General features: G+C 67.3%; 24 protein-coding genes. 14 read left to right on the forward strand and 10 right to left on the reverse strand.

The features are described 5' to 3' along the window. The first annotated feature begins 45 nt into the window (after positions 1–45). Both ACODRZ_RS17695 and ACODRZ_RS17700 read left to right on the forward strand, forming a co-directional pair. Entirely contained in the window at positions 46–579 is a 534-nt protein-coding gene (locus ACODRZ_RS17695; protein ID WP_488972926.1) for a hypothetical protein, read from the forward strand. Continuing rightward, complete coding sequence (locus ACODRZ_RS17700) at positions 576–1,529, forward strand: cytochrome-c peroxidase (protein WP_488972927.1); 954 nt, start codon at positions 576–578, stop codon at positions 1,527–1,529. The genes ACODRZ_RS17695 and ACODRZ_RS17700 overlap by 4 nt, the downstream gene beginning before the upstream one ends. A gap of 4 nt (positions 1,530–1,533) precedes the next feature. Here the strand turns inward: ACODRZ_RS17700 and ACODRZ_RS17705 are convergent, their stop codons facing one another. Beyond that, positions 1,534–2,514 carry a sensor domain-containing diguanylate cyclase gene (locus ACODRZ_RS17705; RefSeq protein ID WP_488972929.1) on the reverse strand — a complete coding sequence of 327 codons (981 nt, stop codon included), beginning with the start codon at positions 2,512–2,514 and terminating at the stop codon, positions 1,534–1,536. Between the two features lie 218 nt (positions 2,515–2,732). On the opposite strand from ACODRZ_RS17705, the gene ACODRZ_RS17710 reads away from it, so the two are divergent. The 3 genes from ACODRZ_RS17710 to ACODRZ_RS17720 all read left to right on the forward strand — a co-directional run bounded on the left by ACODRZ_RS17710 (position 2,733) and on the right by ACODRZ_RS17720 (position 7,019). Then, positions 2,733–4,367 carry an alpha-D-glucose phosphate-specific phosphoglucomutase gene (locus ACODRZ_RS17710; RefSeq protein WP_488986219.1) on the forward strand — a complete coding sequence of 545 codons (1,635 nt, stop codon included), beginning with the start codon at positions 2,733–2,735 and terminating at the stop codon, positions 4,365–4,367. A gap of 181 nt (positions 4,368–4,548) precedes the next feature. After that, positions 4,549–5,853 carry an NtaA/DmoA family FMN-dependent monooxygenase gene (locus ACODRZ_RS17715; RefSeq protein ID WP_488972164.1) on the forward strand — a complete coding sequence of 435 codons (1,305 nt, stop codon included), beginning with the start codon at positions 4,549–4,551 and terminating at the stop codon, positions 5,851–5,853. Then, positions 5,853–7,019 carry an alpha-hydroxy acid oxidase gene (locus ACODRZ_RS17720; RefSeq protein ID WP_488972165.1) on the forward strand — a complete coding sequence of 389 codons (1,167 nt, stop codon included), beginning with the start codon at positions 5,853–5,855 and terminating at the stop codon, positions 7,017–7,019. Before ACODRZ_RS17715 ends, ACODRZ_RS17720 begins: the two co-directional genes overlap by 1 nt. Here ACODRZ_RS17720 and malQ read toward each other — a convergent pair. Together malQ and ACODRZ_RS17730 are read right to left on the reverse strand one after the other, a co-directional pair. Then, on the reverse strand, positions 7,009–9,003 hold the full coding sequence (malQ, locus tag ACODRZ_RS17725) for a 4-alpha-glucanotransferase (protein WP_488972166.1): 1,995 nt from the start codon (positions 9,001–9,003) through the stop codon (positions 7,009–7,011). The two genes, ACODRZ_RS17720 and malQ, sit on opposite strands and share 11 nt — an antisense overlap. A gap of 34 nt (positions 9,004–9,037) precedes the next feature. Then, the gene (locus ACODRZ_RS17730; RefSeq protein WP_488972167.1) at positions 9,038–10,276 is read right to left on the reverse strand and encodes a glycosyltransferase family 87 protein; all 1,239 of its coding nucleotides are present in this window, start codon (positions 10,274–10,276) and stop codon (positions 9,038–9,040) included. Between the two features lie 178 nt (positions 10,277–10,454). Here ACODRZ_RS17730 and ACODRZ_RS17735 point away from each other — a divergent pair, with 178 nt between their 5' ends. Next, positions 10,455–11,288, forward strand: coding sequence for an arylamine N-acetyltransferase family protein (locus tag ACODRZ_RS17735; protein ID WP_488972168.1), 834 nt, complete (start codon positions 10,455–10,457; stop codon positions 11,286–11,288). Between the two features lie 4 nt (positions 11,289–11,292). On the opposite strand, the gene moaB is transcribed toward ACODRZ_RS17735, so the two are convergent. From moaB to ACODRZ_RS17750, 3 genes are read right to left on the reverse strand one after another with little or no spacing between them, the layout of a single operon-like run. Beyond that, positions 11,293–11,820 (reverse strand): molybdenum cofactor biosynthesis protein B, encoded by a 528-nt coding sequence (gene moaB / locus ACODRZ_RS17740; protein ID WP_488972169.1) that lies wholly within the window; start codon positions 11,818–11,820, stop codon positions 11,293–11,295. After that, complete coding sequence (locus ACODRZ_RS17745) at positions 11,804–13,666, reverse strand: lytic transglycosylase domain-containing protein (RefSeq protein ID WP_488972170.1); 1,863 nt, start codon at positions 13,664–13,666, stop codon at positions 11,804–11,806. The genes moaB and ACODRZ_RS17745 overlap by 17 nt, the downstream gene beginning before the upstream one ends. Beyond that, the gene (locus ACODRZ_RS17750) at positions 13,651–14,490 is read right to left on the reverse strand and encodes a uracil-DNA glycosylase family protein (RefSeq protein ID WP_488972171.1); all 840 of its coding nucleotides are present in this window, start codon (positions 14,488–14,490) and stop codon (positions 13,651–13,653) included. The genes ACODRZ_RS17745 and ACODRZ_RS17750 overlap by 16 nt, the downstream gene beginning before the upstream one ends. On the opposite strand from ACODRZ_RS17750, the gene ACODRZ_RS17755 reads away from it, so the two are divergent. The 8 genes from ACODRZ_RS17755 to ACODRZ_RS17790 all read left to right on the forward strand — a co-directional run bounded on the left by ACODRZ_RS17755 (position 14,489) and on the right by ACODRZ_RS17790 (position 23,520). Then, positions 14,489–16,135: an electron transfer flavoprotein-ubiquinone oxidoreductase gene (locus ACODRZ_RS17755; protein WP_488972172.1), complete on the forward strand. Its 1,647-nt coding sequence runs from the start codon at positions 14,489–14,491 to the stop codon at positions 16,133–16,135. The two genes, ACODRZ_RS17750 and ACODRZ_RS17755, sit on opposite strands and share 2 nt — an antisense overlap. A gap of 113 nt (positions 16,136–16,248) precedes the next feature. Further along, positions 16,249–16,686 carry an endonuclease domain-containing protein gene (locus ACODRZ_RS17760; protein ID WP_488972173.1) on the forward strand — a complete coding sequence of 146 codons (438 nt, stop codon included), beginning with the start codon at positions 16,249–16,251 and terminating at the stop codon, positions 16,684–16,686. After that, positions 16,683–17,489, forward strand: coding sequence for a 4-(cytidine 5'-diphospho)-2-C-methyl-D-erythritol kinase (locus tag ACODRZ_RS17765; protein ID WP_488972174.1), 807 nt, complete (start codon positions 16,683–16,685; stop codon positions 17,487–17,489). The genes ACODRZ_RS17760 and ACODRZ_RS17765 overlap by 4 nt, the downstream gene beginning before the upstream one ends. 29 nt (positions 17,490–17,518) lie before the next feature. Further along, positions 17,519–18,241, forward strand: a complete 723-nt coding sequence (locus tag ACODRZ_RS17770; RefSeq protein ID WP_488972175.1) for an N-formylglutamate amidohydrolase — start codon at positions 17,519–17,521, stop codon at positions 18,239–18,241. 106 nt (positions 18,242–18,347) lie between these two features. Then, positions 18,348–20,204, forward strand: a complete 1,857-nt coding sequence (gene ilvD / locus ACODRZ_RS17775; RefSeq protein ID WP_488972176.1) for a dihydroxy-acid dehydratase — start codon at positions 18,348–18,350, stop codon at positions 20,202–20,204. Between the two features lie 189 nt (positions 20,205–20,393). Continuing rightward, on the forward strand, positions 20,394–20,753 hold the full coding sequence (locus ACODRZ_RS17780; RefSeq protein WP_488972177.1) for a hypothetical protein: 360 nt from the start codon (positions 20,394–20,396) through the stop codon (positions 20,751–20,753). Next, complete coding sequence (locus tag ACODRZ_RS17785) at positions 20,740–22,137, forward strand: NAD(P)H-hydrate epimerase (protein ID WP_488972178.1); 1,398 nt, start codon at positions 20,740–20,742, stop codon at positions 22,135–22,137. Before ACODRZ_RS17780 ends, ACODRZ_RS17785 begins: the two co-directional genes overlap by 14 nt. A gap of 108 nt (positions 22,138–22,245) precedes the next feature. Continuing rightward, on the forward strand, positions 22,246–23,520 hold the full coding sequence (locus ACODRZ_RS17790) for a class I SAM-dependent RNA methyltransferase (protein WP_488972179.1): 1,275 nt from the start codon (positions 22,246–22,248) through the stop codon (positions 23,518–23,520). Here ACODRZ_RS17790 and ACODRZ_RS17795 read toward each other — a convergent pair. The 4 genes from ACODRZ_RS17795 to ACODRZ_RS17810 all read right to left on the reverse strand — a co-directional run bounded on the left by ACODRZ_RS17795 (position 23,517) and on the right by ACODRZ_RS17810 (position 26,141). Beyond that, complete coding sequence (locus tag ACODRZ_RS17795) at positions 23,517–23,777, reverse strand: hypothetical protein (protein ID WP_488972180.1); 261 nt, start codon at positions 23,775–23,777, stop codon at positions 23,517–23,519. The two genes, ACODRZ_RS17790 and ACODRZ_RS17795, sit on opposite strands and share 4 nt — an antisense overlap. Before the next feature lie 59 nt (positions 23,778–23,836). Continuing rightward, on the reverse strand, positions 23,837–24,067 hold the full coding sequence (locus tag ACODRZ_RS17800) for a hypothetical protein (RefSeq protein ID WP_488972181.1): 231 nt from the start codon (positions 24,065–24,067) through the stop codon (positions 23,837–23,839). A 91-nt stretch (positions 24,068–24,158) separates the two neighbouring features. Further along, a complete protein-coding gene (locus ACODRZ_RS17805; protein ID WP_488972182.1) occupies positions 24,159–25,127 on the reverse strand; it encodes a threonine ammonia-lyase in 969 nt (322 codons plus the stop codon). Positions 25,128–25,460: 333 nt separating this feature from the next. Then, positions 25,461–26,141: a DUF2490 domain-containing protein gene (locus tag ACODRZ_RS17810; RefSeq protein ID WP_488972183.1), complete on the reverse strand. Its 681-nt coding sequence runs from the start codon at positions 26,139–26,141 to the stop codon at positions 25,461–25,463. Between the last annotated feature and the right edge of the window lie 183 nt (positions 26,142–26,324).

A 26,324-nucleotide genomic window follows, 5' to 3' on the forward strand; every position in this document is an offset into this window, starting at 1 on the left:
ATAAATATATTCATAGAAACATAGATCAGGCACGGAGCGATGAGCATGAGACGAACCCTGAGTGCAATTATGCTCGTGATGGCAACGATCGGTTCGGCGCAGGCGGCCGAGCCGATGAGCGGGCATGATCAGGCGATCTGCACGGCACCCGTGGGCGTTCCGGCCGATCTGGCGGGCTGGAGCGCGGCGCATCGTCCGGTGAAGGCCGCGATCAAGGCCAGCGCAGCATCCAGGGCGCTGCTGGAGCAGGGTGTTGCGGCCGATACCGCGCTCGTCCCGACGCCGAAGGTGGCTTACGCGATAGAGCCCGGAAAGCCCGGCGGTTCGGTGAGCTTTGGCGGTCTGTTCGCATTCGATGTCGTGACGGCGGGACGCTATCGCGTGGCGCAGAGCGGACGTTCGTGGGTCGATGTGATCGTCGATGGCAAGGCGGTCCCCTCGGTCGCGCATGGCCACGGGCCGGATTGCTCAGGGATTGCCAAGATGGTCGAGTACGACCTTCCGGCGGGCCGCCACCTGCTGCAGATCGCGGCCAATGGAGAGCAGGCGTTGACAGTGATGGTCGCACCCGTTCGATGAGCCGATCGGGCGGCTGGGCACTGCTGCTGTCGAGCCTCGTTCTCGCGACCGGGGTCGGGGTGGCCCGTGACGCCGGGAGCAGCCTCGACGCGCAAGTCGCGCTCGGTCGGCGGCTGTTCCATGACGGCGATCTCTCGATCAACGGCACACTGTCCTGCGCGACCTGCCACGATCCGCGACACGCTTTCGCCGATGGCGTGCGGGCGCATCCCGGCGCTCACGGCGAGCCGGGGCTGCGCAACGTGCCTTCGCTGGTGAATGTGGGGAGCTTCTCGCCACTGACATGGGGCAATGCTTCCCTGACCACGCTGGAGCAGCAGGCAATGGTGCCGATCGCCGGCGAAGACCCGGTCGAGATGGGCATGAAGGGGCAGGAGGCGGAACTGGTGCGCCGGCTTTCGACGAATCCCTGTTATCGCAAGCTGTTCAGGGCGGCGTTCCCGGTGACGCGCGGGCGGATCGACTTCATTTCGGTTTCCGCCGCGCTGGCAGCCTTCCAGCGCACTATCGTCAGTCATGAGACAGCCTGGGATCGTGCGGCGGCGGGCGGTTCCCCGCTGGATGCGGCCACCGTGCGAGGCGAGGCGCTGTTCGGGCGTGAGTGCGCCGGGTGCCATGCCGGGCGGGAGTTCACCGACCTGGCGTTTCATCGCCTTCCGGGTGGGCCGACAGACCCGGCCAACGGCGACTTCGGCCTCGCCCGCGCCACCGGGCGGCAGGAGGATCGCGGCCGGTTCCGTACACCGTCCCTGCGCAACGTGGCCCTGACCGCGCCTTATCTGCACGACGGCAGCGCCGATACCATCGCAGAAGCGATCGCCCGCCATGGGACTGCATTGTCACCTGCGGAAACGGCAGAGGTGGAGACCTTCCTCAACGCCCTGACCGATACTGCGGTGGGTGCCGATCCGCGCTACGCTCGCCCGGGCAAGGCTTGCGAAGCGTCCTGAGGTATCAGGCCACGGCGCAGCGGTTACGGCCGCCACGCTTGGCCTCGTAGAGCGGGCCGTCGGCGCGCGCGATCCATTCCTCGGCGACAGTGATCGCGCTGTCGAGCATTGCGATGCCGAAGCTGGCGGTCACGGCGATCGTGCGGGTCGGCGCGACGACGATGGGCCGCGCCTCTATCGCGGCGCGGAAGCGCTCGGCAGCGGCGAGCGCATCGGGCACGCCGGTTTCAGGCAGCAGCATCGCGAACTCCTCGCCGCCGAGACGGCCGAGCACGTCGGCGGAGCGGCCGGCAGCGCCCAGCGTCGCAGCCAGTTCTCGCAGGACCGCGTCGCCTGCTGGATGGCCCCATGTGTCGTTGACGGACTTGAAGTGATCGACGTCGATCAGCACCAGCGAGGCGGCCCGGCCATAGCGGTGGCAGCGTGCGATCTCCTGGTTGACCTTCTCGATGAAGCCGCGCCGGGTGAGTGCGCCGGTCAACTGGTCGCGCTCGGCAATGCGGCGCAGTTCCATCTCGTTGACGACGATGCGCGCGAAGTTGCGCAGGATGTCGATCTCGCTATCGGTGAATTCGCGGGTCTTGGTGTCGACCGCGCACAAGGCGCCGACATTGTAGCCATCGGAAGTCACGAGAGGCACACCCGCATAGGCCCTGACGTGGGGATCCTGGATAACGGCCGGATAGTCGGCGACGCGGGGGTCCTGCGTGGCGTCTGGAATGAGCAGCGGCGCGTGTTGCTGGATGGCGTAGGCGCAGAACGATTCGCTGCGCGGCGTCTCGCTCGCGTCGATACCCTCGATCGCCTTGAACCACTGACGGTCCTTGTCGATGAGCGTGACGGCCGAAATCGGCACGCCGAGCACCGTGCGCACGAGGTTCACGACATCGTCGAAAGCCGCCTCGCGCGGTGTGTCGAGAATCGCGAGGCGTTGCAGGGCGGCGAGGCGGGCGGGTTCGTCGGCCAAGGCGTTCTGGGCATGCATCCGGCAAGTACTCATGCGGCGCGCCGACGTCCTCGGCGCAAAGTCGGGGGTTCGATCCTCGCACATCTACATAGTAGATCGTTAACGAACTCGGAACGTCTGCAACCCTGCGGCGGTTGCCGCATTGGTCGAGCTATCATTTGACAATGCGCGCCATGACACGAAAGTGTCGCCTATTACGCACATGCCTGCAGTATACCCATTTGGAGACGCTTTCCTTGACCCAGATCGTCACAGTCCCGACCACACCTTTTGAAGGACAGGCACCCGGTACTTCCGGCCTGCGCAAGAAGGTGAAGGTGTTCCAGCAACCGGGCTATGCCGAGAACTTCATCCAGTCGGTATTCGATGTGGTGGAGCGGGAACCGGACGCAGTGCTGGTGATCGGCGGCGACGGGCGCTTCCACAACCGCACCGTGATCCAGCAGGCGATCCGCATGGCCGCCGCCAACGGCTATGCCCGTGTGCTGGTGGGGCAGGGCGGAATCCTGTCGACCCCGGCGGCCAGTCACGTCATCCGCAAGTACGGGGCGAGCGGCGGTCTGGTGCTTTCGGCCAGCCACAACCCGGGCGGGCCGGACGAAGACTTCGGCATCAAGTACAACATCGCCAACGGCGGCCCCGCGCCCGAGAACGTCACCGGCGCGGTGCTGGATCGCACGAAGACGATCGACCGCTGGCTCACGGTGGAGACGCCTGACATCGGTCTCGACGCCATCGGCGAAGTGCAGGTGGCGGGCATGACCGTCGAGGTGATTGACCCCGTCGCGGATTACGCCGACCTCATGGAGGAACTGTTCGACTTCGACGCGATCCGCAAGGTCGTCGCATCGGGCTTCACCATGCGCATGGATTCGATGAGCGCGGTCACCGGCCCTTACGCGGTCGAGATTCTCGAACGCCGCCTCGGCTTCGCTGCAGGCACGGTGGTCAACGGCGTACCGCTGGAGGATTTCGGCGGGCACCATCCCGATCCCAACCTGATCCATGCGAAGGAACTCTACGATCTCATGATGTCCGAGGATGCGCCGGACATCGGCGCGGCGTCGGACGGGGACGGGGATCGCAACCTCATCATCGGGCGGGGGCGCTTCATCACGCCGTCGGATTCGCTGGCGATGCTGGCCGCCAATATCGAGATCGCGCCAGCCTATCGCGGGCGGCTGGCGGGAATCGCCCGCTCCATGCCGACCAGCGGCGCGGCCGACCGCGTCGCCGAAGGGCTGGGCGTGCCGGTGTTCGAGACGCCTACCGGGTGGAAGTTCTTCGGCAACCTGCTCGATGCGGGCAAGGTCACCATCTGCGGCGAGGAGAGCGCGGGCACCGGCTCCGACCATGTGCGTGAGAAGGACGGGCTCTGGGCGGTGCTGCTCTGGCTCAACATCCTCGCGGTGCGCGGGATCAGTGTCGACGACCTCGCGCGGGAGCACTGGGCGCGCTACGGCCGCAACTATTACGCGCGGCACGACTTCGAGGGTATCGCCACAGAAGGCGCCAATGCGCTGATGGATGGCCTCAAGGCGCAGCTCGGCACTCTGCCGGGCAAGGTGTTCGGGCCGTTGACCGTCAGCCATGCGGACAGCTTTTCCTATACCGATCCGGTGGATGGCTCGGTCAGCGCCAACCAGGGCATCCGGGTGCTGTTCGAGGACGGCAGCCGCATCGTCTTCCGCCTTTCGGGCACCGGTACGCAGGGCGCGACCTTGCGTCTGTACCTCGAGCGCTACGAGCCGCGCTTCGGTAACCTCGATGCGGAGACTTCGGCGATGCTGGAGCACCAGATCGCCGCCGCCGAAGAAATCGCCGGGATCGTCGCGCATACCGTGCGCACGGCTCCGGACGTGATTACCTGAGCCATACGTTATCCCGGACTTGATTCGGGACGGCGATACGCTCCGGCGATGAATTGGATATGATACTTTCCAGCTTTGGCTGAATTTCGCGCATCACGCTGCTTGTTGCTCACTTAGTGTATACATTGATCTTGCGACCTCTCTCTGCCCGCTCCATCAGGCGGGCAGGAGAGGCACACGCATGAGCAAGCACATCCATCTGGTCAGCTTCCTGATCAATTCGCCCATCAACCACACCGTGCTGAGCTGGGCGCAGCCGGGCGATAACCGCCTCGACGCGCTGCACAACCTCAGGGTGTGGCAGGATCTTGCGCGGACACTCGAGCGTGGTCGCTTCGACGGCATGTTCTTCGCCGACACGCCCGGTGTTTTCGACCGCTACCGCGACAGCCACGAGGACGCGGTGAAGTACGGCGTGTGCTGGCCATCGCTGGACCCCGTCGTGCTGCTCTCCGCACTGGCGGCAGTGACCACGCACCTCGGGCTGGCGACGACGATGTCGACCAGCGCCTACCAGCCATGGACGATCGTGCGGCAGCTGGGGACTATCGACTACCTTTCGGGCGGCCGCGTCGGCTGGAACATCGTCACCGGGCATTTACGCGGCGAGCATCGCGCGCTCGGGCTCCAGCAACTTGACCACGATCGCCGCTACGATCGCGCCGACGAATACATGGAGGTCTGCTACAAGCTCTGGAACTCGGTGAAGCCGGGGGCGATCCTGGCCGATCGGGAGGCAGGGGTATTCGCCGACCCCGCGAAGGTCGAATTCATCGACCACGCGGGCGAGTTCTTCTCCTGCCAGACCGTCGCGCCGGTGCCGCCTTCGCCGCAGGGGCACCCGGTGCTGTTTCAGGCGGGCAGTTCCGGGCGCGGGCAGCAATTCGCGGTGAGCCATGCCGACGTCGTGTTTTCGATCCAGCCCAATGTCGCGGGGATGAAGCGCTTCATGGGCAATCTGGCCGAGGCCGCGCAGGCAGCGGGTAAGGCAACGCCCGGCGTCAGCTTCGGCATCCAGCCCATCGTCGGCGGCACCGAGGAAGAGGCGAAACGCAAGCTGGCCGATCTTGTCGAGAAGCTGCCGATCGACGGCTGCCTCGCGCGGCTTTCTGGCACGATGGGCGTGGATTTCGCCGGGATGGACCTCGACCAGCCGCTCGCCGAGATTGAGACGCAGGCCTCGCAGGGATTGATGAAGGCTTTCGCCAACATCGAGGACGACAAGCCTCTGACCTTGCGTGAAGTGGCGATCCGCTGGGGTCTTGCGGTGGGCAAGCCACAGATCGTCGGCACGCCCGAGCAGGTTGCCGCCGAAATGGAGCGTATCTGGCGCGAGACCGGCTGCTATGGCTACAACGTGACGCCGACGGTCATGGCCAGTTCGGTGACGGATTTCGTCGATCAGGTTGTGCCGATCCTCCAGAGGAACGGTGTCTACCGGACCGAGTACGAGGGTACGACTTTCCGCGAAAACCTAGGGCTGTGATGGCGGGTATCGCGAAGAAGGCCCACAACATCGCGCAAGTCCGGGCACTGGCGAAGCGCCGCCTGCCGCGCGCGATCTGGGAGTTCATCGAGCGTGGGACCGAGGACGATCTGCTGATCGAGCGCAACGTCGCGGCGCTGCAGGCGGTCCAGCTTCTGCCTCGTACCCTGCGCGATGTCGCAGAACGTTCGGCCGGGATCGAGCTGTTCGGGCGCCGTCAGCCGCTGCCGCTGGTGATCGCGCCGACGGGCGTATCCGATCTGCTCTGGCACCGTGGCGAGCGTGCGATCGCACGCGCGGCGGCCTCGGCGGGCATCCCCTTCACGCAGACGACGAGCTCGACGACCAGTTTCGCCGAGATAGCGAAGTGCGCCACCGCCGGGCACTGGATGCAGATGTACTTGTGGGAGCGGCGCGATCTGTCCTGGCAGGTCGTCGAAGCCGCGCATGAGAACGGGGCGGAAGTTCTGGTGCTGACGGTCGATACTCCGATGTGGCCGCTGCGCGAGTTCAACAAGCGGGCGGGCATGTCCAACCCGATCCGCCCGAACGCGACGCTGGTGTCGGATTTCCTGAAGCGGCCTTCGTGGTTCGCCTCCGTGATCTGCCGCTACTATCTCGAAGGCGGGCTGCCGCAGTTCGCCAATTATCCGCGCGAGGTCGGCGTCAAGCTGACCGGCACCGTCAGTCGGGTGGCGAATTCCGCCTCGGTGTGCTGGGACGACGTTGCGCAGTTGCGTCGCCGCTGGCCGGGCAAGCTGGTCGTGAAAGGCGTGCTGAGCGCCGAGGATGCGCGCATCGCGATCGATCGGGGGGTAGACGGCATCGCGGTGTCGAACCACGGCGGGCGCAATTTCGACAGTTCGCCTCCCGCAATCGATGTGCTGGCGGCGATCGTCGATGCCGTCGGGGATCGTACCACTGTACTGTTCGACAGCGGCGTGCGGCGCGGGGCGGACGTGATCAAGGCGCTGGCGATCGGCGCGAAGGCGGTGCTGGTGGGCCGCGCGACGCTCTACGGCTGTGCGGCCGGGGGCGAGCAGGGCGCAAGGCATGCCATAGACCTGCTCGCCAACGAGATCGACGTGGCGATGGCGATGGTTGGCGTGACGCGGCTCGGGCAACTGGATCGCGGCTACCTGATGCAGGGAACGTTCAGGAGCTAGGCCGTTCCCTGCGCGCCTTGTCCAGCGTCTGTACCCGCGCGGCGGTCGCCGGATCGGCGAGCAGTTCCGGCAGAGGGGCATTCAGGCGACGCCGCCAGTTGGGATGCTCGGTTATGGTGCCGGGCAGGTTGGGTTGCTCCGGCTCGGCGAGAAGATCCTCCAACGGCGCGATAGCGATGCTGCACGGCGCGGCACCGATGTGCCGCAGGGCTGCCTCGACCACCGGGGCGGGATCGTCGGGCGAGGGGCGCGGTGCGGCGTCATGCGTCAGCGATGCCCAGAGCAGGCCCCGATCCCACGCCCGCCGCGCCTCGGCTTCGTCCATGGTCGTGTCTTCGGGAAGGCGGCCGAGGCGCTGCGCCCATTGCAGGTCACGGCCGGTCCACCAGCCGGCCACCGTCGGGGTATCATGCGTGCCCGTCATCGCCACGGCCTGCGCATCGTAGTCCGCTGCGCCGATGAAGCCGTCGTCCGCCGCCCGCTCGAACCACAGAACGCGCATGCCGAGCATTCCGTGGCCGGTGATCGCCGCGCCGAAGCCCTGCGGCATCGTGCCGAGGTCTTCCGCGATTATCAGTGCGCCTGCCAGATGCGCTTCCAGCGTCACTAGGCGCAGGAGATCCCGGAAGGGATAATGGAGGTAGGCGCCGGCATTGGACGGCTGCCCCTTTGGTACGACCCATAGCCGCGCGAGGCCGAAGGCATGGTCGATTCGCAGGGCGCCTGCGGTGGACAGTGCCGCGCGGATCGTCGCGATCCACGGCGCATAGCCGCTGCGCACGAGGCCGCGCGGAGAGAAGCCGGTGAGCATCCAGTTCTGGCCGAGCGGTCCCAGCGGGTCCGGTGGTGCGCCGATGGTGAGGTCTTGCAACAGGGCATGGCCCATCGCCCATGCGTCGGCGCCGCCGGTGTGGACGCCGACCGCGAGGTCCGCCAGCAGCCCGACCGCCATGCCTGCGGCGCGCGCGCGGCGCTGCACTTCGCCAAGGCTTTTGCGCGCCAGCCATTGCGTGAAGAGGTGGAACTCCACTTCGGCGGCATTGGCCCGCGCGAAAGTCGCCGCGGCTTCGCCATCGGGATCGTGGAACTGCGCAGGCCAGTCCTGCCAGCCTTTTGCGCCCTGCGCGCGAAAATGCGTGTCGAGCGCATCGTAGAGCGCCTGGCGCTGCAAGCCTTTGCCCTCGGCGGCGTTATCCCGTGCGATGCGTTCGCGTGTCGCCGCGTCGAGACCGGCGAACAGCGCGCGCATCTGGGCGAGGCGGCGCGGGAGAGCCATTTCCCAGTCGATCAGCGGCCCACCGTCTTGCGCGTCGGCAGGCAGGGGCGGCAGGCCCAGCAGGGCCGGATCGCCCATCGCGCCGTTCAGGTAAAGGCGGCTGGAGGGCGAATAGGGGCTGAAGTCGCGTCCATATCCCGCGAAGAGGGCGTGGACCGGATTGATCGCGAGAGCGTCCGCCCCTTGCGCGGCGAAGATCTCGACGGCCTGCGCCAGTTCGCCGAACGTCCCGAAAGGCCCCGGCCGCTCGCCGCGCAGGGCCGGGATCTGGATTGCCGGTCCCCAGATCCTGCCTTTGCCGAGGGACGCGACTGTCGGGCAAGCGCGCGGCGCGACCGCCAGCGTCAGGTCCCGCCCGTTGATGGAGAGCGGGCAATAGCCCGGGGTGTCGATGGCGGGCAGCGTCCAGTGCGCGGTGTCGAGGCGGTGCATCGATCCGTCCGGGAGCGTGATCTCGGCGCCTGCGAGGCTAGGCGGCAGGGGCGTTGCGGTGCCCACGTCGATGACGATCATCGCCGGAGGCGCTGCGGCCTCTGCTTCGATCCGGGCAAGACTGGCGGCGACTTCGGCGGCGGTATCGGCCGGGTAGCCGAGCGCGGCCGCTATCGTACGCAGGGACGTGTCGGTGACGACCTGCTCCTTGCCGTCGACGTCCCACCAGATCCGTTGCAGGCCGATCGCTTCGGCAAGTACGTGCAAGTCCTGCATTCGTCCGGTGGCTCCCTGCTGCCTGGCAGGCAGGCTAGCGCGAGCCGGGGGCGGCGGCAATCTTGCCTGCGCGCGCATCCCACGCGATCAGGCCTGCCAGCACGACCGCGACCAGGGCATAGCGACCCCGGAAAGGCACGTTGAGCAGCGGGTATTGTCCCAGCAGGTGCGGCGGGTCCGTCCACGCCGGGATCACCAGCGCCAGCCAGCAGGCAAGGATCAGCGGGGTGCGCAGTGGATGCGGTGCTGCCAGCGTCTGCGCAAGGGCCGCCAGGATCACCGGGAATATCAGCGCGTAGTGATAGCCCCACGAATTAGGTGCGGCGACGAGCGAGGCGCAGATGAGCAGGTTCAGGCTGTCGAGCGGGCGGGCTTCGCGGGTGATCGCGCCGTGCGCCATTGCCGCGAGAATTCCCAAGGCCAGCAGCGCTTTCGATGCGAGTTGCACGGCCTCGGGTATCGGCACGAAGTGCAGCACCGGCTGCCCGCCCCCGGCTTCCACATGCGTGGCGATGCCCGCCAGCGACTGTGCGACGCCGGGCATCGTGTAGGCCTGTGCATGGGGCAGCAGTTCGAGGAAGTATTGTGCATAGAGCCCCGGCGCAGCCCAGAGCAGGCCGAGCAGCGCGAACCCCGCGCTGGCGATCACGGTGGCAAGGGCGGCGCGCCACTTGCGCGGCGTCAGGAACAGCGCGGGGACGAGGCCGGGATAGATCTTGAGCCAGAATCCCAGCGCGATGGCGATTCCCGCGCCTGCGGGCTTGCCTCGCGCCGCGCAGTACATGCCGGCCACTGCCGCGCCCATGAGCAGGATATTGACCTGCCCGGCCGCCAGCGAGGTGCCGATGGGCGCGATCGCCAGCGCGGCGAACAGCGCAGCACTGGTGGCAAGGCGCGGACCGTCGATCAGCCGCATCGCCATCCATGCGGCCATCGCCAGCACGGCGACGCACAATGCGGTATGGATCAGGAACGCCGTGTCGATCGGCAGGCGCGACAGCATGTTGAAGTAGATCAGCGAGGGTGGCGGATAGACGAAGCCGCTCACGAACTCGCCATTGTGGCAGATATCGTAGGGCGTGCTCAGGTTCGCCGCGCCGCACATGTAGGTGCGGAAATCTAGCGTCAGCGCCGCCTTGCCCACGCCTTCGCGCAGGACCGCGACGAACTCCATGACATGATGCGCGATCAGCAGCGCGCTCAAGGCCACCACGCTGCCGCACAAGCCGGGCGGCAGCCATCGGGCGGGCGGTCTTGCACCGGTCTCGTTCACGTCACCTCCGCTGTGGCCTGCCTCTGTGGTCTGCAGGCGGCATAGCCGGGGGAGGTTACGTGGAGGTGAAGAGACGCCAGACGATGTTATCCCGCATCATGCCCAACTTCTGCGCACTATATCACCGCTTTATCCACAGGCTTGCCCACGCTGCGTGGGAGCGGCTAGGGCGCACGCCATGGATATCGATCGCTACCTCGCCCGCATCGGACTTTCCCGCGCGCCTGCCGCCGATCCGCAAGGGCTGGCCGTTCTGCAGCGCGCGCACCGGCAGTCGATCGGCTTCGAGAACCTCGATATTCCGCTGGGTAGGGGCATCCGCATCGATGCGGCGAGCGTCTTCGACAAGCTCGTGGTGCAGGGGCGGGGCGGATACTGCTTCGAGCAGAACCGGCTTTATGGCGATGTGCTGGCGGCGCTGGGAATGGTGAACCGTCCGCTGCTGGCGCGCGTGTACATGGGGCTGGCCGAGGATGCCCCGACCCCGCCGCGCACGCATGTGCTGCTGCTCGTCGAGGCGGAACCGGGACGGCCCTGGATCGCAGATGCCGGTTTCGGAGGCAGCTATGTGCCGCCCTTGCCGCTGGAGCACGGCGCCGAAGCGCTGACACCCGACGGTGCGGCGCATCGCCTGCGCCGGATCGGGGACGAATGGCTGCTCGAACGCGCCGGACCGGTGGAGGCCACCGATGGTCGACCGGCGCCGCACGGCGATTGGCAGCCGCAATATCTTTTCGATCTGGCCGAGGTCGTGCCCGCCGATCTGGAACTCTCGAACCACTGGACCTCGACCCGGCCCGACACGCGCTTCACCACGCTTCATGTTGCCAGCGTGGTCTTGCCGGACGGCTTTGCGGCGTTGAGCGAACGATCCCTGCGCATCCATCGCGAGGGGGCAACGCAAATGCGCGAGGTCGTCGATGCGGCCGACTATGCCGTGACCTTGCAGGGCCTTTTCGGCATCGCGTTGAGCGAGGCGGAGGCCGCCAGGTTGCCGCTGTTCGGCGCGTAACCGGTCACGTCTCGGTGAGACGCGGCATCAGTTCCACGAAGTTGCAGGGGCGGTTGCGGCTGTCGAGCTGTTCGGCGAGGATGCCGTCCCAGCCGTCCTTCACCGCGCCGTTGGAGCCCGGTAGTGCGAACAGGTAAGTCCCGCGCGCGACGACGGCCATGGCGCGGCTCTGCACCGTGGACGTGCCGATGGTCTTGTAGCTGAGCCAGCGGAACAGTTCGCCGAAGCCCGGAATCTCCCGGCCGCCGAGCTTGCCCAGCGCCTCCGGCGTGACGTCGCGGCCGGTGAGGCCGGTGCCGCCGGTGGAGATGATCGCATCGACCCGGGGATCGTCGATCCATTCGTTGAACAGTTCGGCGATCCGGTCGGCATCGTCCCGCTCGATCGTGCGGCGGGCCAGCCGGTGCCCGGCATCGACGATGCGCTGGGCGAGGATGTCGCCAGACGTGTCGTTCTCGGCGGTGCGGGTATCGGAAACTGTCAGCAGTGCGATGTTGATGGGCTTGAAAGTACGCTCAAGGTCGATTGCCACGCAGGATCGCTCCATTCGAGGCCATGCGCACGCCTTGCGATCCCGAGAGGCCCGGGAACGTCGGCCACATGCCCTGCACCAGTTCCATGCGGCTCTCCGAAGGGCCGCCCGCCTGACGCTCGTACATCCAGTAATTGCGCATCACAATGTTCACGTAGCCGCGCGTCTCCCAATAGGGGAGCGATTCGATCCACAGCAGCGGATCGCCCTGGCAGTTCACTTCGGTGTTCCAGCGGCGCACCGGCAGCGGACCGGCGTTGTAGGCGGCCATGACCTTGGGCAGCAGCCCCTGCGTGCCGGGATCGTTCTTCAGCGTCTCGAGGTGGCGCTGGCCGAAGGCGAGGTTGACCTCCGGCTTGTTGAGATCCGAGGCATTGCCATTGTAACCCAGCGAGTCCGCATGGTCCTGCGCGGCGGCGGGCATGATCTGCATCAGGCCGCGTGCGCCCGCCGGGCTGACCGCGCTGGCGCGGAACACCGATTCCTGCAGCGTGTGCGCGTAAACGAGGGCGGGATCGACCTTCCAGCCGCCGACCGGAGTCCACTTCGGAGTCGGGAAGCGGGTGGCCGGCTCGGGCTTTCCGCCGTAAGGGGCGTTGTAGGCCATCCACAGCTGGGTGCCGGGCAGGCCGAGATCGCGGGCGAGGCGGGTCAGCGGCGCATATTGGGAGGCATCGCCGATGCGCGCCTGATGGCGCAGCACTTCGTCGGCGAGGCCATCCTTGCCGATTTCCGCGAGTTCGACGGCGGTGCGGACATTGGGGCTGGCGCGCAGGGCCTGCCAGTCGGCCTGCGTGAAGTCGGCGGCGGCGTGCTGCTCGGGCAACTTGAGGCCGAGCTGTTCGGCGGCCAGCATCCCGTAGAGCGTCTCGTCGCGCGCGGCGGCGAGGCGCAGCGCGGCGCCGGCCTGCTCGGGCTTGCGGCAGCGGACCAGCGAGCGGCTGTTCCAGTAATGCGCGGCGGCGGTCAGTTCGGCGTTATCGGAGGACTTGGCCGCCTTGCCGAAGGCGTCGGCCGCGCCGTCGCAATCGCCCAGGCGCCATGCGGCAAGCCCGGCGGTCCACCACGCCTCGCCCACCCACGGACCTTGGCCCAGCGCGGCGATCTGCGCCATCTGGTAGGCGTTTGCGTCCTGGTTCTCGATGTAGAAGCTCCAGGCAACCTTCTGGCGCCACTCGGCCTGCGAGGAGGGCGAGAGGTTGGCGTCGATCCCGTCGAGCAGCAGGCGCGCGCCCATCGGGTCGTCGTTCTTGATGCGGTCGTTGATGCCGTTGGCGATGCCTGCGGGCATCGTGCCGTCGTTGATCGAGGAGGGGCGGACGCGCTTGGCGATGGTCGGCAGGCGGGCGAAGCTCTGCTCGGTGGGAAGCTGCGGAACCGCGGTTGCGCCGCGCTTCAGGGCGAGGCGGCTGATCTGGTCGGCACCGGGAAGTTCGGCACCCTGCGACAGCCAGCTCTGCAGGTCGTTCAGCTCGATCTTGGGAGAGCCGGAAGCGAGATAGTATTCGGCGCGGGCCTGCTGGTGGAGCGGACCGTCAGGACGGTCGGCCAGCATCTTCTGGACCGTCGACCAGTCCTTCGCGTCGATCGCGTCGAACATGGCCTTGTAATACGTGCGATCATCCTGGCTGAGCAGCGAGGGAACCGCAGTACGGTCGGCGCGGGTGCGGAAGTAATCGACCGCAGCGCTGTTTGCAAAGGCCGGTGCCGCAGACACGGAGGCGGCTATGCACGCACCCGTCAACAGTCCGGCCCTGATAAGTCGTTTCAAAGGTATTCCCCGCGATCCTGTGCGATCCACATGCTCCGGCTGACCGATGGCCGCATCTCTCAGGACGCGGTCCATTCCAACCAGGCCCTCCAGAGCACCGGCTTTGCACGCGGCTGCGCGAGCAAGGCAGGCAGCGCCCAGGAGGCGAGCAGGGGTATCGATCCCCCTTCATGATCGAAAGTCCTTAACATGGCAGGCCGATGCGGCGATTCGTGGCCGATTAGCGGCAGGACGTTTCCACCAAGGACAAACAGCCTCTTAGGAGCCACCAAACTCACGTGATGCCGCAGAACCTGCCCGATTCCGCGCTCGCTCATCGCGGCCCAATCCGCGCCCGGTGTGTGGCGGGGCAGGGCGCTGGCAAGGTAAACGTCCTCGCGCCCGGTGCCGAACGCGGTAAGGATGGCGTCGAGCAGCTTGCCGTGCTGCCCGGAGAGCAGGGTTTCGCTGTCCTCGGCTTCGGGTTCCTCGACCACGATCATCAGCTCGGCACCGGCCTTGCCGTGCGGTGCGACGCGCGCAGCGGGGCCGCCTTCGCACAGCAGCGGCTCGCTCAGCCACCACGGCGAAAAGGCCGCGAGATCGGCGGGCAGGCTGGCGGGATCGAGCTTCGCGGGCGGCGCGGGAGCATCCGGATCGGGCTTGGGTTCCGGGCGGCGGCGGGGCGGCGGGGCGCCTTCCTGTTCGGGCGGCGCGAGCCATTCGACCGGCTCGTCGAGGAAGTCGCAGTCCACCCCGGCGTCCCGCCACCAGTCGAGCGCACCTGTGATATCGTCCAGAAATTGCGGATTTGGCGGTTGATCCATCGCGCGGGTCTTGACCTTATGCGCGGGAGCAATCAAGGCATTCGTGAATTTAATCGCTCGACTAAACACGAAAAGAATGCACGGGGCTACCATGATCGAACGCGAAGAGATGCCTTACGACGTTGTCGTCGTCGGCGGTGGACCTGCCGGTCTGGCGACCGCGATCCGCCTCAAGCAGGTGGACCCGGAACTGCAGGTCTGCGTGCTGGAGAAGGGCTCGGAGATCGGCGCGCACATCCTGTCGGGCGCGACGATCGATCCCAAGGCGCTCGACGAACTGCTGCCCACCTGGCGCGAGGACGGCTGCCCGCTGGCCGAGACTCCCGTCACCGACAACTGGCACTGGCATCTGACCAAAAAGGGCAAGTTTGCCCTTCCGCACGTGATCCAGCCGCCCTTCATGTCGAACAAGGGCAACTACACCGGTTCGCTGGGCAACCTGTGCCGCTGGCTGGCCGAGCAGGCCGAGGCGCTGGAGATCGAGATCTTCCCCGGCTTCCCCGCCGCCGAGATCCTCTATGACGACAACGGCGCCGTGATCGGCGTGCAGACCGGCGACATGGGCGTCGACCGCGAGGGCAATCCCAAGGGCGACTTCCAGCCGGGCATGAACCTGCTGGGCAAGTACACCGTGTTCTGCGAAGGCGCGCGCGGTCACCTGACCAAGCGCCTCAAGGCGAAGTACGATCTCGAGGCGAACAGCCAGCCGCAGATCTACGGCATCGGCATCAAGGAACTGTGGGACATCCCGGCGGACAAGCACGTCCCCGGCCGCGTGATCCACACCCAGGGCTGGCCGATGAGCGAGAACGACGCCTGGGGCGGCGGCTTCCTCTACCATCAGGCCAACAACCAGGTGGCATTGGGCTTCGTGACCGCCCTCGATTACAAGAACCCGTACATCTACCCGTTCGAGGAATTCCAGCGCTGGAAGCAGCACCCGGAAATCCGCGCGATCCTCGAAGGCGGCAAGCGCGTCGCTTATGGCGCGCGCGCGATCAACGAGGGCGGCTGGCAGTCGGTGCCGCAACTGGCGTTCCCCGGCGGCGTGCTGGCAGGCTGCTCGGCGGGCTTCGTCAACGTGCCGCGCATCAAGGGCACCCATACGGCGATGAAGAGCGGCATGCTGGCGGCCGAATCGATCGCCGCCGCCATCAAGGCCGGTCGTGAGCAGGACACCCTGCAGGACTACGACGATGCGGTGCGCTCCAGCTGGATCGCCAAGGAACTCAAGCTCGTCCAGAACGCCGAGCCGATGGTGGCGAAGTGGGGCGGCGAGCTGGGCACGATCCTCGCGGGCGCCGACATGTGGCTGCGCACGCTGTTCGGCTTCGGCCTCGCCAAGCCGATGAAGCATCACACCGATGCGTCGGAAACGCAGCGCGCCGACCTGTACAAGCCGATCGCCTATCCCAAGCCCGACGGCGTCATCAGCTTCGATCGCCTGACCAGCGTGTCGTACTCCTTCACCAACCATGAGGAAGACCAGCCGGTCCATCTCAAGCTGAAGGATCCGAGCATCCCGACTTCGGTGAACCTGCCGGTCTACGCGGGGCCTGAGGCACGCTACTGCCCGGCGGGGGTCTACGAGTTCCTCGATGCGGGGGATGGTCCGAAGCTGCAGATCAACGCGCAGAACTGCGTCCACTGCAAGACCTGCGACATCAAGGACCCGACCCAGAACATCGAATGGGTCACGCCCGAAGGCGGCGGCGGCCCGAACTACCCGAATATGTAAATCCTCCCCCATCGGGGGAGGGGGACCACCCGCAGGGTGGTGGAGGGGCACAGGCGGCTTACGTGACGCGAATTTAACACGTCACGTAACCTCTATCCCGATAGCCTCCGCGCATGATCACAGGCCCGCGCCGCAGCGTAAAACTCGCCCGCAAGCTGCGCAGCGAGATGGCGCTGCCCGAAGTCCTACTGTGGCGCGAACTGCGCAAGCGCCCCGCAGACTTCAAGTTCCGTCGCCAGCATCCGGCGGGAAACTTCATCCTCGACTTCTACTGCGCCGCTGCTTCTCTCGCCATCGAGGTTGACGGTTTCGCGCACGACTCTATGCGCGCAGCAGACGGGGACGCGGCTCGCTCGCACTTCCTGCGTTCGCAGGGAGTGGCGACATTGCGCGTTCCCGCGAAGGTCGTGCTGGAGAATGTGAACGTGGCGATTGTGCGCATTGTCGAGGTCTGCCGGGAGCGCTTGCAGCGAAAGCAGAAGGTGCGGCCTGTGCCCCTCCACCATCCTGCGGATGGTCCCCCTCCCCCAGAGGGGGAGGATGGCGGGTGAACGAAATCGCCTACGCCAAGATCAACCTTGCGCTGCATGTCCGTCGTCGCCGCGAGGACGGGTATCACGAACTCGAAACGCTGTTCGCCTTCGTCGATGACGGCGACCGGCTTCGCGCCACGCCCGCCGCAGCCGACAGCCTCGCCACCCACGGCGAGTTCGCGCAGCTGATCGAGGACCCCTTCGGCAACATCGTCGCCAAGGCACTGACGACGTTGCCGCGTGAAACGGGCTGGGCCGTCGATCTCGAAAAGCGCCTTCCTGTCGCGGCGGGTCTCGGCGGTGGTTCGGCCGATGCGGGCGCGGTGTTCCGCATGGTCGAGCGCAGCGCGGGTCTCCCCGACGACTGGCGGTTGCGCGCCGCGAAGCTGGGCGCTGACGTGCCCGCCTGCGTGCTGTCCACCACCTGTATCGGCACCGGCACCGGCACCGATCTCCACCCCGTCGAGAGCGACCTGACGGGCGCCCCTGTACTGCTGGTCAACCCGCGCGAGGCGGTGCCGACCGGGCCTGTGTTCAAGGCATGGGACGGCGTCGATCGCGGCGCAATGCCCACCGGTTCCGTTCGTGCGATCGCTCTCGAGGGGCGTAACGATCTCGAGGCTCCGGCCATCGCGATCTGCCCTGCGGTGGCCGATGTGCTCGCAGCCTTGCGCGCCACCGCGCCGTTCCTGGCGCGCATGTCGGGCTCGGGCGCGACGTGCTTCGCGCTTTACGATACCGTGGGCCAGGCGCAGGCGGCGGCGGATAAGCTGGCTGGGACTCACCCGCACTGGTGGCAAATGCAGGGCAAGTTGCGGTAAGGTCGATCCGGCAAGATCGGAGGTCTGAATTGGAAACCGAATTCCACCGCCTGCTCGGCACGCCCGTTTCGGGCGGCGTTCTGGTCGTATCGGACCATGCCTCCAACCGCGTGCCCGATGACATCGACCTCGGCATCGAGGATGCGCTGCTGGACGAACACATCGCCATCGACATCGGCGTGGCCGCCATCGCCGAACGTATGGTGGAGGACGGAACGGCCGCTTGGCTCGGCAACGTCAGCCGGCTCGTGTGCGACTACAACCGCAAGCACGACGTCCCGGGCATGATGCCCGAGATCAGCGACGGCTACGTGATCCCGGGCAATGTCCTGACGCCCGAGGAGCGGCAGGCGCGGGTGGACCGGTTCTTCGACCCCTACCACGATGCCCTGTCCGCCCAGCTTGAGGCCACGCCCCCCGCGCTGATCCTCTCGCTGCACAGCTTCACGCCGGGCCTCGCCACCTGCACCAAGCCGCGCCCGTGGCAGGTCGGCGTGCTGTACAACGAGGACGAGCGCGCCGCGCGCATCGCTATTCCCTGGCTGGAGGCGCAGGGCTTCGTCACCGGCGATCAGGAGCCCTATTCGGGCAAGCTGCTCAACGCCTCGATGAACCGCCATGCCGAGCCGAACGGGCTCGCGTATCTAAGCATCGAGATCCGCCAGGACCTCATCGCCGAGGAAGCGGGGCAGGCGGAGTGGGCGGACGTGATGAAGCAGCTCTGCGCGGCGGTCGTCGAAAAACTCGCATGAAATATAATTGCAAAAACTCACGTTGAATTGAAATCAATCACCGTGTAGGGGCGGCTCCAACACAGCGCGAAAACTCGTGCGCCCATGACTAATCGGAGTTCCGACAATGCCCGCCCTTCGTTCACGCACCTCGACTCACGGCCGCAACATGGCGGGTGCGCGCGGGCTCTGGCGCGCGACGGGCATGAAGGACGGGGACTTCGGCAAGCCGATCATCGCGGTGGTGAACTCGTTCACGCAGTTCGTGCCCGGCCACGTCCACCTCAAGGACCTCGGCCAGCTGGTCGCGCGCGAGATCGAGGCGGCGGGCGGCGTCGCCAAGGAATTCAACACTATCGCGGTCGATGACGGCATCGCCATGGGCCATGACGGCATGCTCTATTCGCTGCCCAGCCGCGACCTCATCGCCGACAGCGTCGAATACATGGTCAACGCCCACTGCGCCGACGCGATGGTCTGCATCTCCAACTGCGACAAGATCACGCCCGGTATGCTGATGGCCGCGATGCGCATCAATATCCCGGTCGTGTTCGTTTCGGGCGGGCCGATGGAAGCGGGCAAGGTGGTGCTGCGCGGCAAGGAAACCGCGCTCGACCTGGTGGACGCCATGGTCGCCGCCGCCGACGAGAGCTACACCGACGAGGAAGTGAAGGCGATCGAGCGTTCCGCCTGCCCGACCTGCGGGTCGTGCTCGGGCATGTTCACCGCCAACTCGATGAACTGCCTGACCGAAGCACTGGGCCTTTCGCTGCCCGGCAACGGCTCGACGCTGGCGACCCACTCCGATCGCGCGCGCCTGTTCCTCGAGGCCGGCCGCCTCGCGGTGGACCTGTGCCAGCGCTATTACGAGCAGGAGGACGAAAGCGTGCTGCCGCGCAATGTCGCCAGCTTCAAGGCGTTCGAGAACGCCATGAGCCTCGACATCGCGATGGGCGGCTCGACCAATACCGTGCTGCACCTGCTGGCTGCCGCCGCTGAGGCGGGCGTTGACTTCACGATGGCCGACATCGACCGCCTGAGCCGCAAGGTGCCGTGCCTCTCGAAGGTCGCCCCGGCGAAGAACGACGTGCACATGGAGGACGTCCATCGCGCCGGCGGCATCATGGCTATCCTCGGCCAGCTGGACCGCGCGGGCCTGCTCCACACCGATCTGCCGACGGTTCATGCCCGGACGCTGGGCGATGCGCTCAACCGCTGGGACATCAGCCGCACCAACGAGCCGTCGGTGCAGGAATTCTTCAAGGCGGCACCGGGCGGCGTGCCGACGCAGACTGCCTTCAGCCAGTCGCGCCGCTGGGAATCGCTGGACCTCGACCGCGAGAACGGCGTCATCCGCTCCAAGGAGCACGCTTTCAGCCAGGACGGCGGCCTTGCCGTGCTCTACGGCAACATCGCGCGCGACGGCTGCATCGTGAAGACGGCGGGCGTGGACGATTCGATCCTCAAGTTCACCGGCACCGCGCGCGTCTACGAATCGCAGGATGCCGCCGTGGCGGGCATCCTTGGCGGACAGGTCGCGGCGGGTGACGTGGTGGTGATCCGCTACGAAGGGCCGCGCGGCGGGCCGGGCATGCAGGAAATGCTCTACCCGACCAGCTACCTGAAGTCGAAGGGCCTCGGCAAAGCCTGCGCGCTCCTCACCGACGGGCGCTTCTCGGGCGGCACCTCGGGCCTCTCGATCGGCCATGCCTCGCCCGAGGCGGCGGAAGGTGGGGAGATCGGCCTCGTCGAGAACGGCGATACGATCGAGATCGACATCCCCGGCCGCACCATCAACCTGATGGTCTCGGACGAAGTGCTCAGCCATCGCCGTGCCCAGCAGGAAGCGCGCGGTGACGCGGCATGGTCGCCGGTGCACCCGCGTCCGCGCAAGGTCTCGGCGGCGTTGCAGGCTTATGCGGCGATGACCACCAGCGCGGCGCGCGGCGCGGTGCGTGACGTGACGCAGCTCAAGCGGGGCTGATCCGTCGTCCCGGATCTGATCCGGGAGCGCTGGTCGTGAACAGCCCACATTTCGGCGTGCGACGAGGGGCTTCGACAAGCTCGGCCTGAGCGGGTTCGGAAAGTTTACGCAACTTCCGCTTGCCTTGGGCTTGCCGAAGTGTCGCAGCCTCATCTTGCCTCGCGCGTTTGCGGGGCTATGACCTTTACCATGCCCGTCAAGCTCGCGCCGCTTGCCTGCCTCCTGCTCGCCGCCTGTTCGGGTAGCGAGGAGCCGTCCCCTGTCGCCCTGGCGCGCGAGCACATCGACTGCGCCGTCGGCGGCGAGCCGGAACTCAGGCCAGCCTGCACGGTGGAGCGGGTCGAGAGGGACGGCGCGCTGACGCTGGTGGTCCATCATCCGGACGGGGCCTATCGCCGCTTCGCCGTGACGCGGGACGGCACAGGGGTGACGACCATCGACAGCGCGGCCCCGCCGAAGGTCCGTCTTGCCGGCGAGCGGCTCGACGTCTCGGTCGGCACTGACCGCTATCTTTTTCCAGCTACGGTGAAGAACGATGCCCCGCGATAGCCAGATCCTCAGCGCCACCCAGATGCGGGAGGCAGAGCAGGCGCTGATCGACGCTGGCTCCAGCGTCGATGCACTGATGCAGGTCGCAGGACGGGGCGCGGCCGAGTGGATCTGGCGCATGGCCGGTCGCCACCGGGTCACGGTTCTGTGCGGCCCGGGCAACAATGGCGGCGACGGCTACGTCATTGCCGAGGCGATCCGCGAGCGGGGCGGTCATGTCGTCGCTGTCGCCGCGAGCGAGCCCGCCACCGACGCCTGCTGCAATGCCCGCGCCCTGTTCGGCGGCGAGGTGCTCGGGCCGGATGCCGGGATCGGCGGGGAAGTGCTGGTCGACTGCCTCTTCGGCACCGGGCTGACCCGGCCGCTGTCGCAGGACCATGCTGCCTTGCTGACGCGCCTCGCCGCAACGCACCCGCGCCGCGTGGCGGTGGACCTGCCGAGCGGGGTGCAGTCCGACTCCGGCATGGTGCTGGGCGAGGGGCTGCCCGACTACGATCTGACGATCGCGCTCGGCGCCTGGAAATTCGCGCATTACCTGATGCCCGCCAGCGCCCGCATGGGGCGGTTGCAGCGTGTGTCCATCGGTGCAGGCGCCGTCGCGGGAGCCGCCCGGGCGATCTGCCGGCCGCAAGTGCAAGCCCCGGCAGCCGATGCCCACAAGTACCGGCGCGGGTTGCTGGCTGTCGTCGGCGGAGCGATGCCGGGCGCGGCGGTGCTCGCCGGGATCGCGGCACAGGGCGCGGGTGCGGGCTATGTGAAGCTCTTTGCCGAGAGCAAGCGCAACGTGCCCGCCGACCTCGTGGTCGATCAGGGCGCGTTGAGCGAGGTGCTGGCCGACGATCGCAATACGGCGGTGCTGGTCGGCCCGGGGCTCGGCCGCGATGCCGCCGCGCGCGAGCGGCTGTCCGTGGCGCTGGCGGATTCGGTGCCGGTGGTGGTCGATGCCGATGCGTTGGTATTGCTCGCCCCGCGTCATCTTGCCGAGCGCGCCGCTCCGGTGATCGCCACCCCGCATGAGGGCGAACTGGTCGCGCTGGAGCGGGCATTCGCACTCGATGGCGCGGGCACCCGGCCCGACAGGGCGCTGGCGCTGGCCGTCGCAAGCGGGATGGTGATCGTGGCGAAGGGGCCGGACACGGTGGTCGCGGCGCCGGACGGTCGCATCGCCTGCGCCTCTCGTGCAAGTTCTTGGCTTTCCACCGCCGGGACCGGCGACGTGCTGGCGGGGCTGATCGCCAGCCGCCTGGCCACCGGGGTCGAGGCTTTCGCGGCGGCCTGCGAAGGGGTGTGGCTTCACGGCGAGGCGGCGCGGTTGTGCCCGCCTGCGTTTACCGCAGGGCAACTGGCGGCGGCAGTGCCACTGGCTCTGGCAGGGTGCTTGTAGGAAAGGCCCTTCCACGGCCTTTCCGGCAAGCGGGCAGGGCGCGCTGGCCCTCAATTCCTCCCCTCCCGCTTGCGGCAGGGGCTGGGGGTGGGCATACGCGCGAGCACCATGACCGAATCCGAGGAAATCCTGCGCATCGCCTCCAAGGGCGACGGCGTCACCGCGTCCGGCCGCTTCGCCTGGGGCGCCGCGCCCGGCGACACGCTGCATGCCGACGACACGCTCGAATGGGGGCCGCATCACGTCGAGCCGCCGTGCCGCCACTTCGGTCGCTGCGGCGGGTGCCAGTTGCAGCAGCTGGACGAGGAGAGCCTGACCGCCTTCGTCGAGGGCCGCGTCGCCAATGCCTCGGCATCGCAGGAGCTGGGTGCCGAGCTGCTCGCCGCGCCGCACCTTTCGCCACCGCACTCCCGCCGCCGCGCATCGCTGCGGGCGGAAAGCTCGGGCGGGCGCGTGGTGATCGGGTTCCGCGAGGCGAAGTCGCACCGGCTCGTGGAACTGGAGGAATGCCCGGTCCTGGTGCCCGAGATCGTCGCGCTGCTCGGTCCCTTGCGCAAGCTGCTCATCACCATGGGCAAGGCGGCTCCGGCGAAGAAGGGGCGCCACGGCAAGCCGGTCCCCGGCAAGCAGCAGGCCCGCATGGCCGCCGACATCGAGATGACGCTGGTGGACCAGGGCATCGACCTGGGCGTCAAGGGCCTGACCGCCGAGGGCCTTGCGGCCACCGAGGCGATGCTGGACTTCGCGCGCGAGCACAAGCTGGCGCGCCTGACGATGGACGGCGGCTATGGCTTCGAGACAGTCTGGGAGCCGGTGCCGGTCACCGTCACTCTCGGCCAGAAAGCGGGGGGCGGTGTGAAAGTGCCGTTCCCGCCGGGCACGTTCCTGCAGGCGACGCTCGATGGCGAGGAGGCGCTGGTAGGGGCGGCGCGCGAATGGCTGGCAGGCGCACCCACGGTGGCCGACCTGTTCTCGGGCCTCGGGACGTTCGCCTTCGCGCTGGCCGGACCGGAAACCAAGGTGCTGGCGGCCGAGGCCGCGCGCGACGTGCACTTCGCCTGCAAGGCGGGCGCCGACCGCGCACAGCTGCCGGTGTTCAGCGTCCACCGCGACCTGTTCCGCAACCCGCTCCAGCCCGACGAGTTGAGCCGTTTCGCCGCCGTCGTGCTCGACCCGCCGCGCGCCGGTGCGCGCGAGCAGGTGGAGTGCATCGCCGATTCCACAGTCGGCCGCGTGGTCTATGTCAGCTGCAACCCGTCAAGCTGGTCGCGCGATGCGGCGCGGCTGATCGAAGCGGGCTTCCGGCTGGTGGAGCTGCGTCCGGTCGGCCAGTTCCGGTGGTCCACCCATGTCGAACTGGCAAGCTACTTCGTGCGGGACTAATCCGCGCCGAACTGCGCCATCATGTCCATGAAATCGCGCGCGGCATTGCGCTCGTCCTCGGTCTTGAACGCGACGTCGAGGTCGGGCGCCGAGCCGAGAATGTACATGAAGGTCCAGAGCGCGAAGCGTCGGCCCTTGTCCTGCTCCATGCCGAAATCGACCTTCATCCGCTCCACCCCGGCCTCGATCGCGGCGGGGGTGACGGTGGAGAGGTCTTCGGTCGCGAAGTAGCGGCGCAGCTGGTCGTCGAAATCCATGCGGCCGCATTAGCAGCTATGGCGCGCCTTCATCAACCGGGGGCATCAACCGGGGGGCATCAACCGGCTTCCCGATCCCAGCCGCAGCATCCGCAGAACACGGGGTAGGCGACCGCACCCCAGGCACTGGCGATGAAGCCGATGAAGAAGACGCTCCATCCCAGCCCCCAGTTCTCACCCAGGACCACGTCCGCCAGCGCCGCCAGCGTGATGCATATGAAGAACAGTTCCACGCCGATGAAGACGATCTTGAACGGCTTCAGGGCGTGGACGGGGATTCCCTTGCCCACCGCGCGATACTCCCGAAGTTTATTGTCTTTGTCCGGGGAATATATCGCGCAATCGCCACTGGTTCCATCGGGAGTTTGTGGGACCCGGCGTTCAATCCCGGGACACCAGCACCTGTGCGAAAGCCGCCGCGTCGGTGTTCCCGCCTGAGAGGATCACGGCGGTGCGCTCTCCGGGTTCGACCTTGCCGGCCAGCACGGCGGCGAGGGCGGCCGCGCCGCCGGGCTCCAGGACGAGGCGCAGCTTCGCGAAGGCCAGTCGCTGCGCCGCGCGCACTTCGGCAGGCGTCGCCACCACGCCGAACGGGCAGCGCGCCTGCAGGATCGCGAAGTTGATCGGCCAGGTTCCGGGCGTCTGCAGCGCATCGCAAGGCGTAGGCGGCGCATCCGGACCGACGCGCTGGATGGTTCCGGTTTCGAGGCTGCGGCACACGTCGTCCCAACCCTCGGGTTCAACCGGCACGATCCGCGCGTCGGGGCAGGCGAGGGCGAGCCCCGCCGTCAGGCCGCCGCCACCGCAGGGCGCGACGAGCAGATCGGGGCCGGGCAGTCCCTGCTCGGCCAGTTGCGCGGTGATTTCGATGCCGGTGCTGCCCTGGCCTTCGATGATCCACGGGTCGGCATAGGCGTGGACGAGAGTGGCACCGCGTTCGGTGCACAGGCGGCGCGATACCTCGTCGCGATCCTCGCCGCCGGGGCGGTCGTAGAGCACGACTTCGGCGCCCAGCGCGCGGGTGTTGGCAAGCTTCACCTGCGGCGCGTCGACCGGCATGACGATCGCCGCCCTGATGCCCAGCCGCCGCGCGGCCCAAGCCACGCCCTGCGCATGGTTGCCGCTCGACACGCCGACGACGCCGCGCGCGCGTTCCTCCGGCGTGAGCGCGGTGAGGCGGTGCCAGGCGCCGCGAATCTTGAAGGCGCCGACCGGCTGCAGGCTTTCGGCCTTGCACCAGATCGTGCGGCCATCGACCTCGAGCGGGAGAAGGGGCGTGCGGGGGAGGATTTCGGCCACCTTGCGGGCGGCGAGGGCGATGCCTTCGGGCGTGGGGGTGCGCTGGGTCATGGCGCGGGTGTTAGCCGCCAGCGCGATGCGTGCAAGTCCCGGGGGCGGAGGAGGGACCTGGGGCGGCGGCTTGCGCTCCATAGCTGCCGCCCAAACATCGTCGTCATTCCAGCGAAGGCTGGGACCGCTCTGACCATCACGCGGCTTCTCGGCGAGGCCGGGATGAAGTTGGCAATGCCTTGCCGCTGGGGCTCGTCATGGTCACGACGGTCCCGGCCTTCGCCGGGATGACGGTTCTGTTTCTGGATCGGCGGCTCCCCAACCCAAAGCCGGACTTCCGGCCCTGCCCGGCACTCGCTGCGTATGGGCAAGCGCCGCGCTCCGCCGGTCGTTTCAGAAATTGAATCCCAGCGACACAGAGGCCACGTTGTCGTTGCTGTCGTCGGCGTCGGGACGGAAGCCATGCTGGTGGAGGTAGCCGACCTCGAGGTTCAGGTTCTTCGCCACCGGCGTCGTCACGGCAACCATGTTGCGCATCCGCTCCTCGCCCTGGACGCGCTGGAAGTTGGTCCTGTTGAGATCGATGAAGCTTTCGTGGCTGAGCACGAGCGCGGTCTTGCCGCCTTCCCGGAACGGCAGCACATACTTGACGTAGGGCCGCAACCGATAGGCAGTTCCACCGATGCCTTCGCGCCAGCGCTCCTCGACACGCAGCCTCGCGCTGAGTTGACCGGGACCGATCTTCACGATGTTGTCGAGCGTGATCTGCTGGCGGCCGCGGTGCTCCATCACCGTGAAGTGTCCCGCATTGTAGTTCGGATTGTGCGTGTAGCCGACCCAGACGGTCACCTTGTCAGCCACCTTGTAACCGATGAGGGAGTTGGATTCGATTTCGTAAAGCCCGTCGCGGTCGTTGCTGAAGCGGCCGATCACGTCCTGTGAAAAGCGCCACTTGTCATCCAGCTTCACGGTGACGGTGCTGCCGACCCAGAGTTGTTCATCCTCTGACGCGCAGGCCGGAGCCGCAGCGAGCAGCGCGGCAGGCGTGCAAAGTCCAGTGACGATCGAGCGCATTCGGTACTTCCCCTCCCCAAGGTGGAGGATGCCCATTATTGCGGAATTATGACAGTTTCATGTCTGTGAAGCATCTGCGACATGACTATTTGATAACAGTCGCTGGGCCGCGCCCGGCAAAATATACCGTCTTGCCTGCACTGCGTAAACAGGTCCGGCGTCGGGGAGGTGGTCCGGTGTTTC

It is taken from the genome of Novosphingobium sp. FG90 (assembly GCF_057808725.1).

Coding starts and splice junctions, on each gene's coding strand:
- malQ (WP_488972166.1), bottom strand. CDS start 9,003: ATGCAGGACTTGCACGTACTTGCCGAAGCGATCGGCCTGCAACGGATC.
- ACODRZ_RS17745 (WP_488972170.1), bottom strand. CDS start 13,666: ATGGACCGCGTCCTGAGAGATGCGGCCATCGGTCAGCCGGAGCATGTG.
- ilvD (WP_488972176.1), top strand. CDS start 18,348: ATGCCCGCCCTTCGTTCACGCACCTCGACTCACGGCCGCAACATGGCG.
- ACODRZ_RS17810 (WP_488972183.1), bottom strand. CDS start 26,141: ATGCGCTCGATCGTCACTGGACTTTGCACGCCTGCCGCGCTGCTCGCT.
- ACODRZ_RS17695 (WP_488972926.1), top strand. CDS start 46: ATGAGACGAACCCTGAGTGCAATTATGCTCGTGATGGCAACGATCGGT.
- ACODRZ_RS17705 (WP_488972929.1), bottom strand. CDS start 2,514: ATGCATGCCCAGAACGCCTTGGCCGACGAACCCGCCCGCCTCGCCGCC.
- ACODRZ_RS17720 (WP_488972165.1), top strand. CDS start 5,853: ATGGCGGGTATCGCGAAGAAGGCCCACAACATCGCGCAAGTCCGGGCA.
- ACODRZ_RS17805 (WP_488972182.1), bottom strand. CDS start 25,127: ATGACCCAGCGCACCCCCACGCCCGAAGGCATCGCCCTCGCCGCCCGC.
- ACODRZ_RS17750 (WP_488972171.1), bottom strand. CDS start 14,490: ATGGTAGCCCCGTGCATTCTTTTCGTGTTTAGTCGAGCGATTAAATTC.
- ACODRZ_RS17715 (WP_488972164.1), top strand. CDS start 4,549: ATGAGCAAGCACATCCATCTGGTCAGCTTCCTGATCAATTCGCCCATC.
- ACODRZ_RS17795 (WP_488972180.1), bottom strand. CDS start 23,777: ATGGATTTCGACGACCAGCTGCGCCGCTACTTCGCGACCGAAGACCTC.
- ACODRZ_RS17735 (WP_488972168.1), top strand. CDS start 10,455: ATGGATATCGATCGCTACCTCGCCCGCATCGGACTTTCCCGCGCGCCT.
- ACODRZ_RS17755 (WP_488972172.1), top strand. CDS start 14,489: ATGATCGAACGCGAAGAGATGCCTTACGACGTTGTCGTCGTCGGCGGT.
- ACODRZ_RS17760 (WP_488972173.1), top strand. CDS start 16,249: ATGATCACAGGCCCGCGCCGCAGCGTAAAACTCGCCCGCAAGCTGCGC.
- ACODRZ_RS17785 (WP_488972178.1), top strand. CDS start 20,740: ATGCCCCGCGATAGCCAGATCCTCAGCGCCACCCAGATGCGGGAGGCA.
- ACODRZ_RS17700 (WP_488972927.1), top strand. CDS start 576: ATGAGCCGATCGGGCGGCTGGGCACTGCTGCTGTCGAGCCTCGTTCTC.
- ACODRZ_RS17790 (WP_488972179.1), top strand. CDS start 22,246: ATGACCGAATCCGAGGAAATCCTGCGCATCGCCTCCAAGGGCGACGGC.
- ACODRZ_RS17780 (WP_488972177.1), top strand. CDS start 20,394: ATGCCCGTCAAGCTCGCGCCGCTTGCCTGCCTCCTGCTCGCCGCCTGT.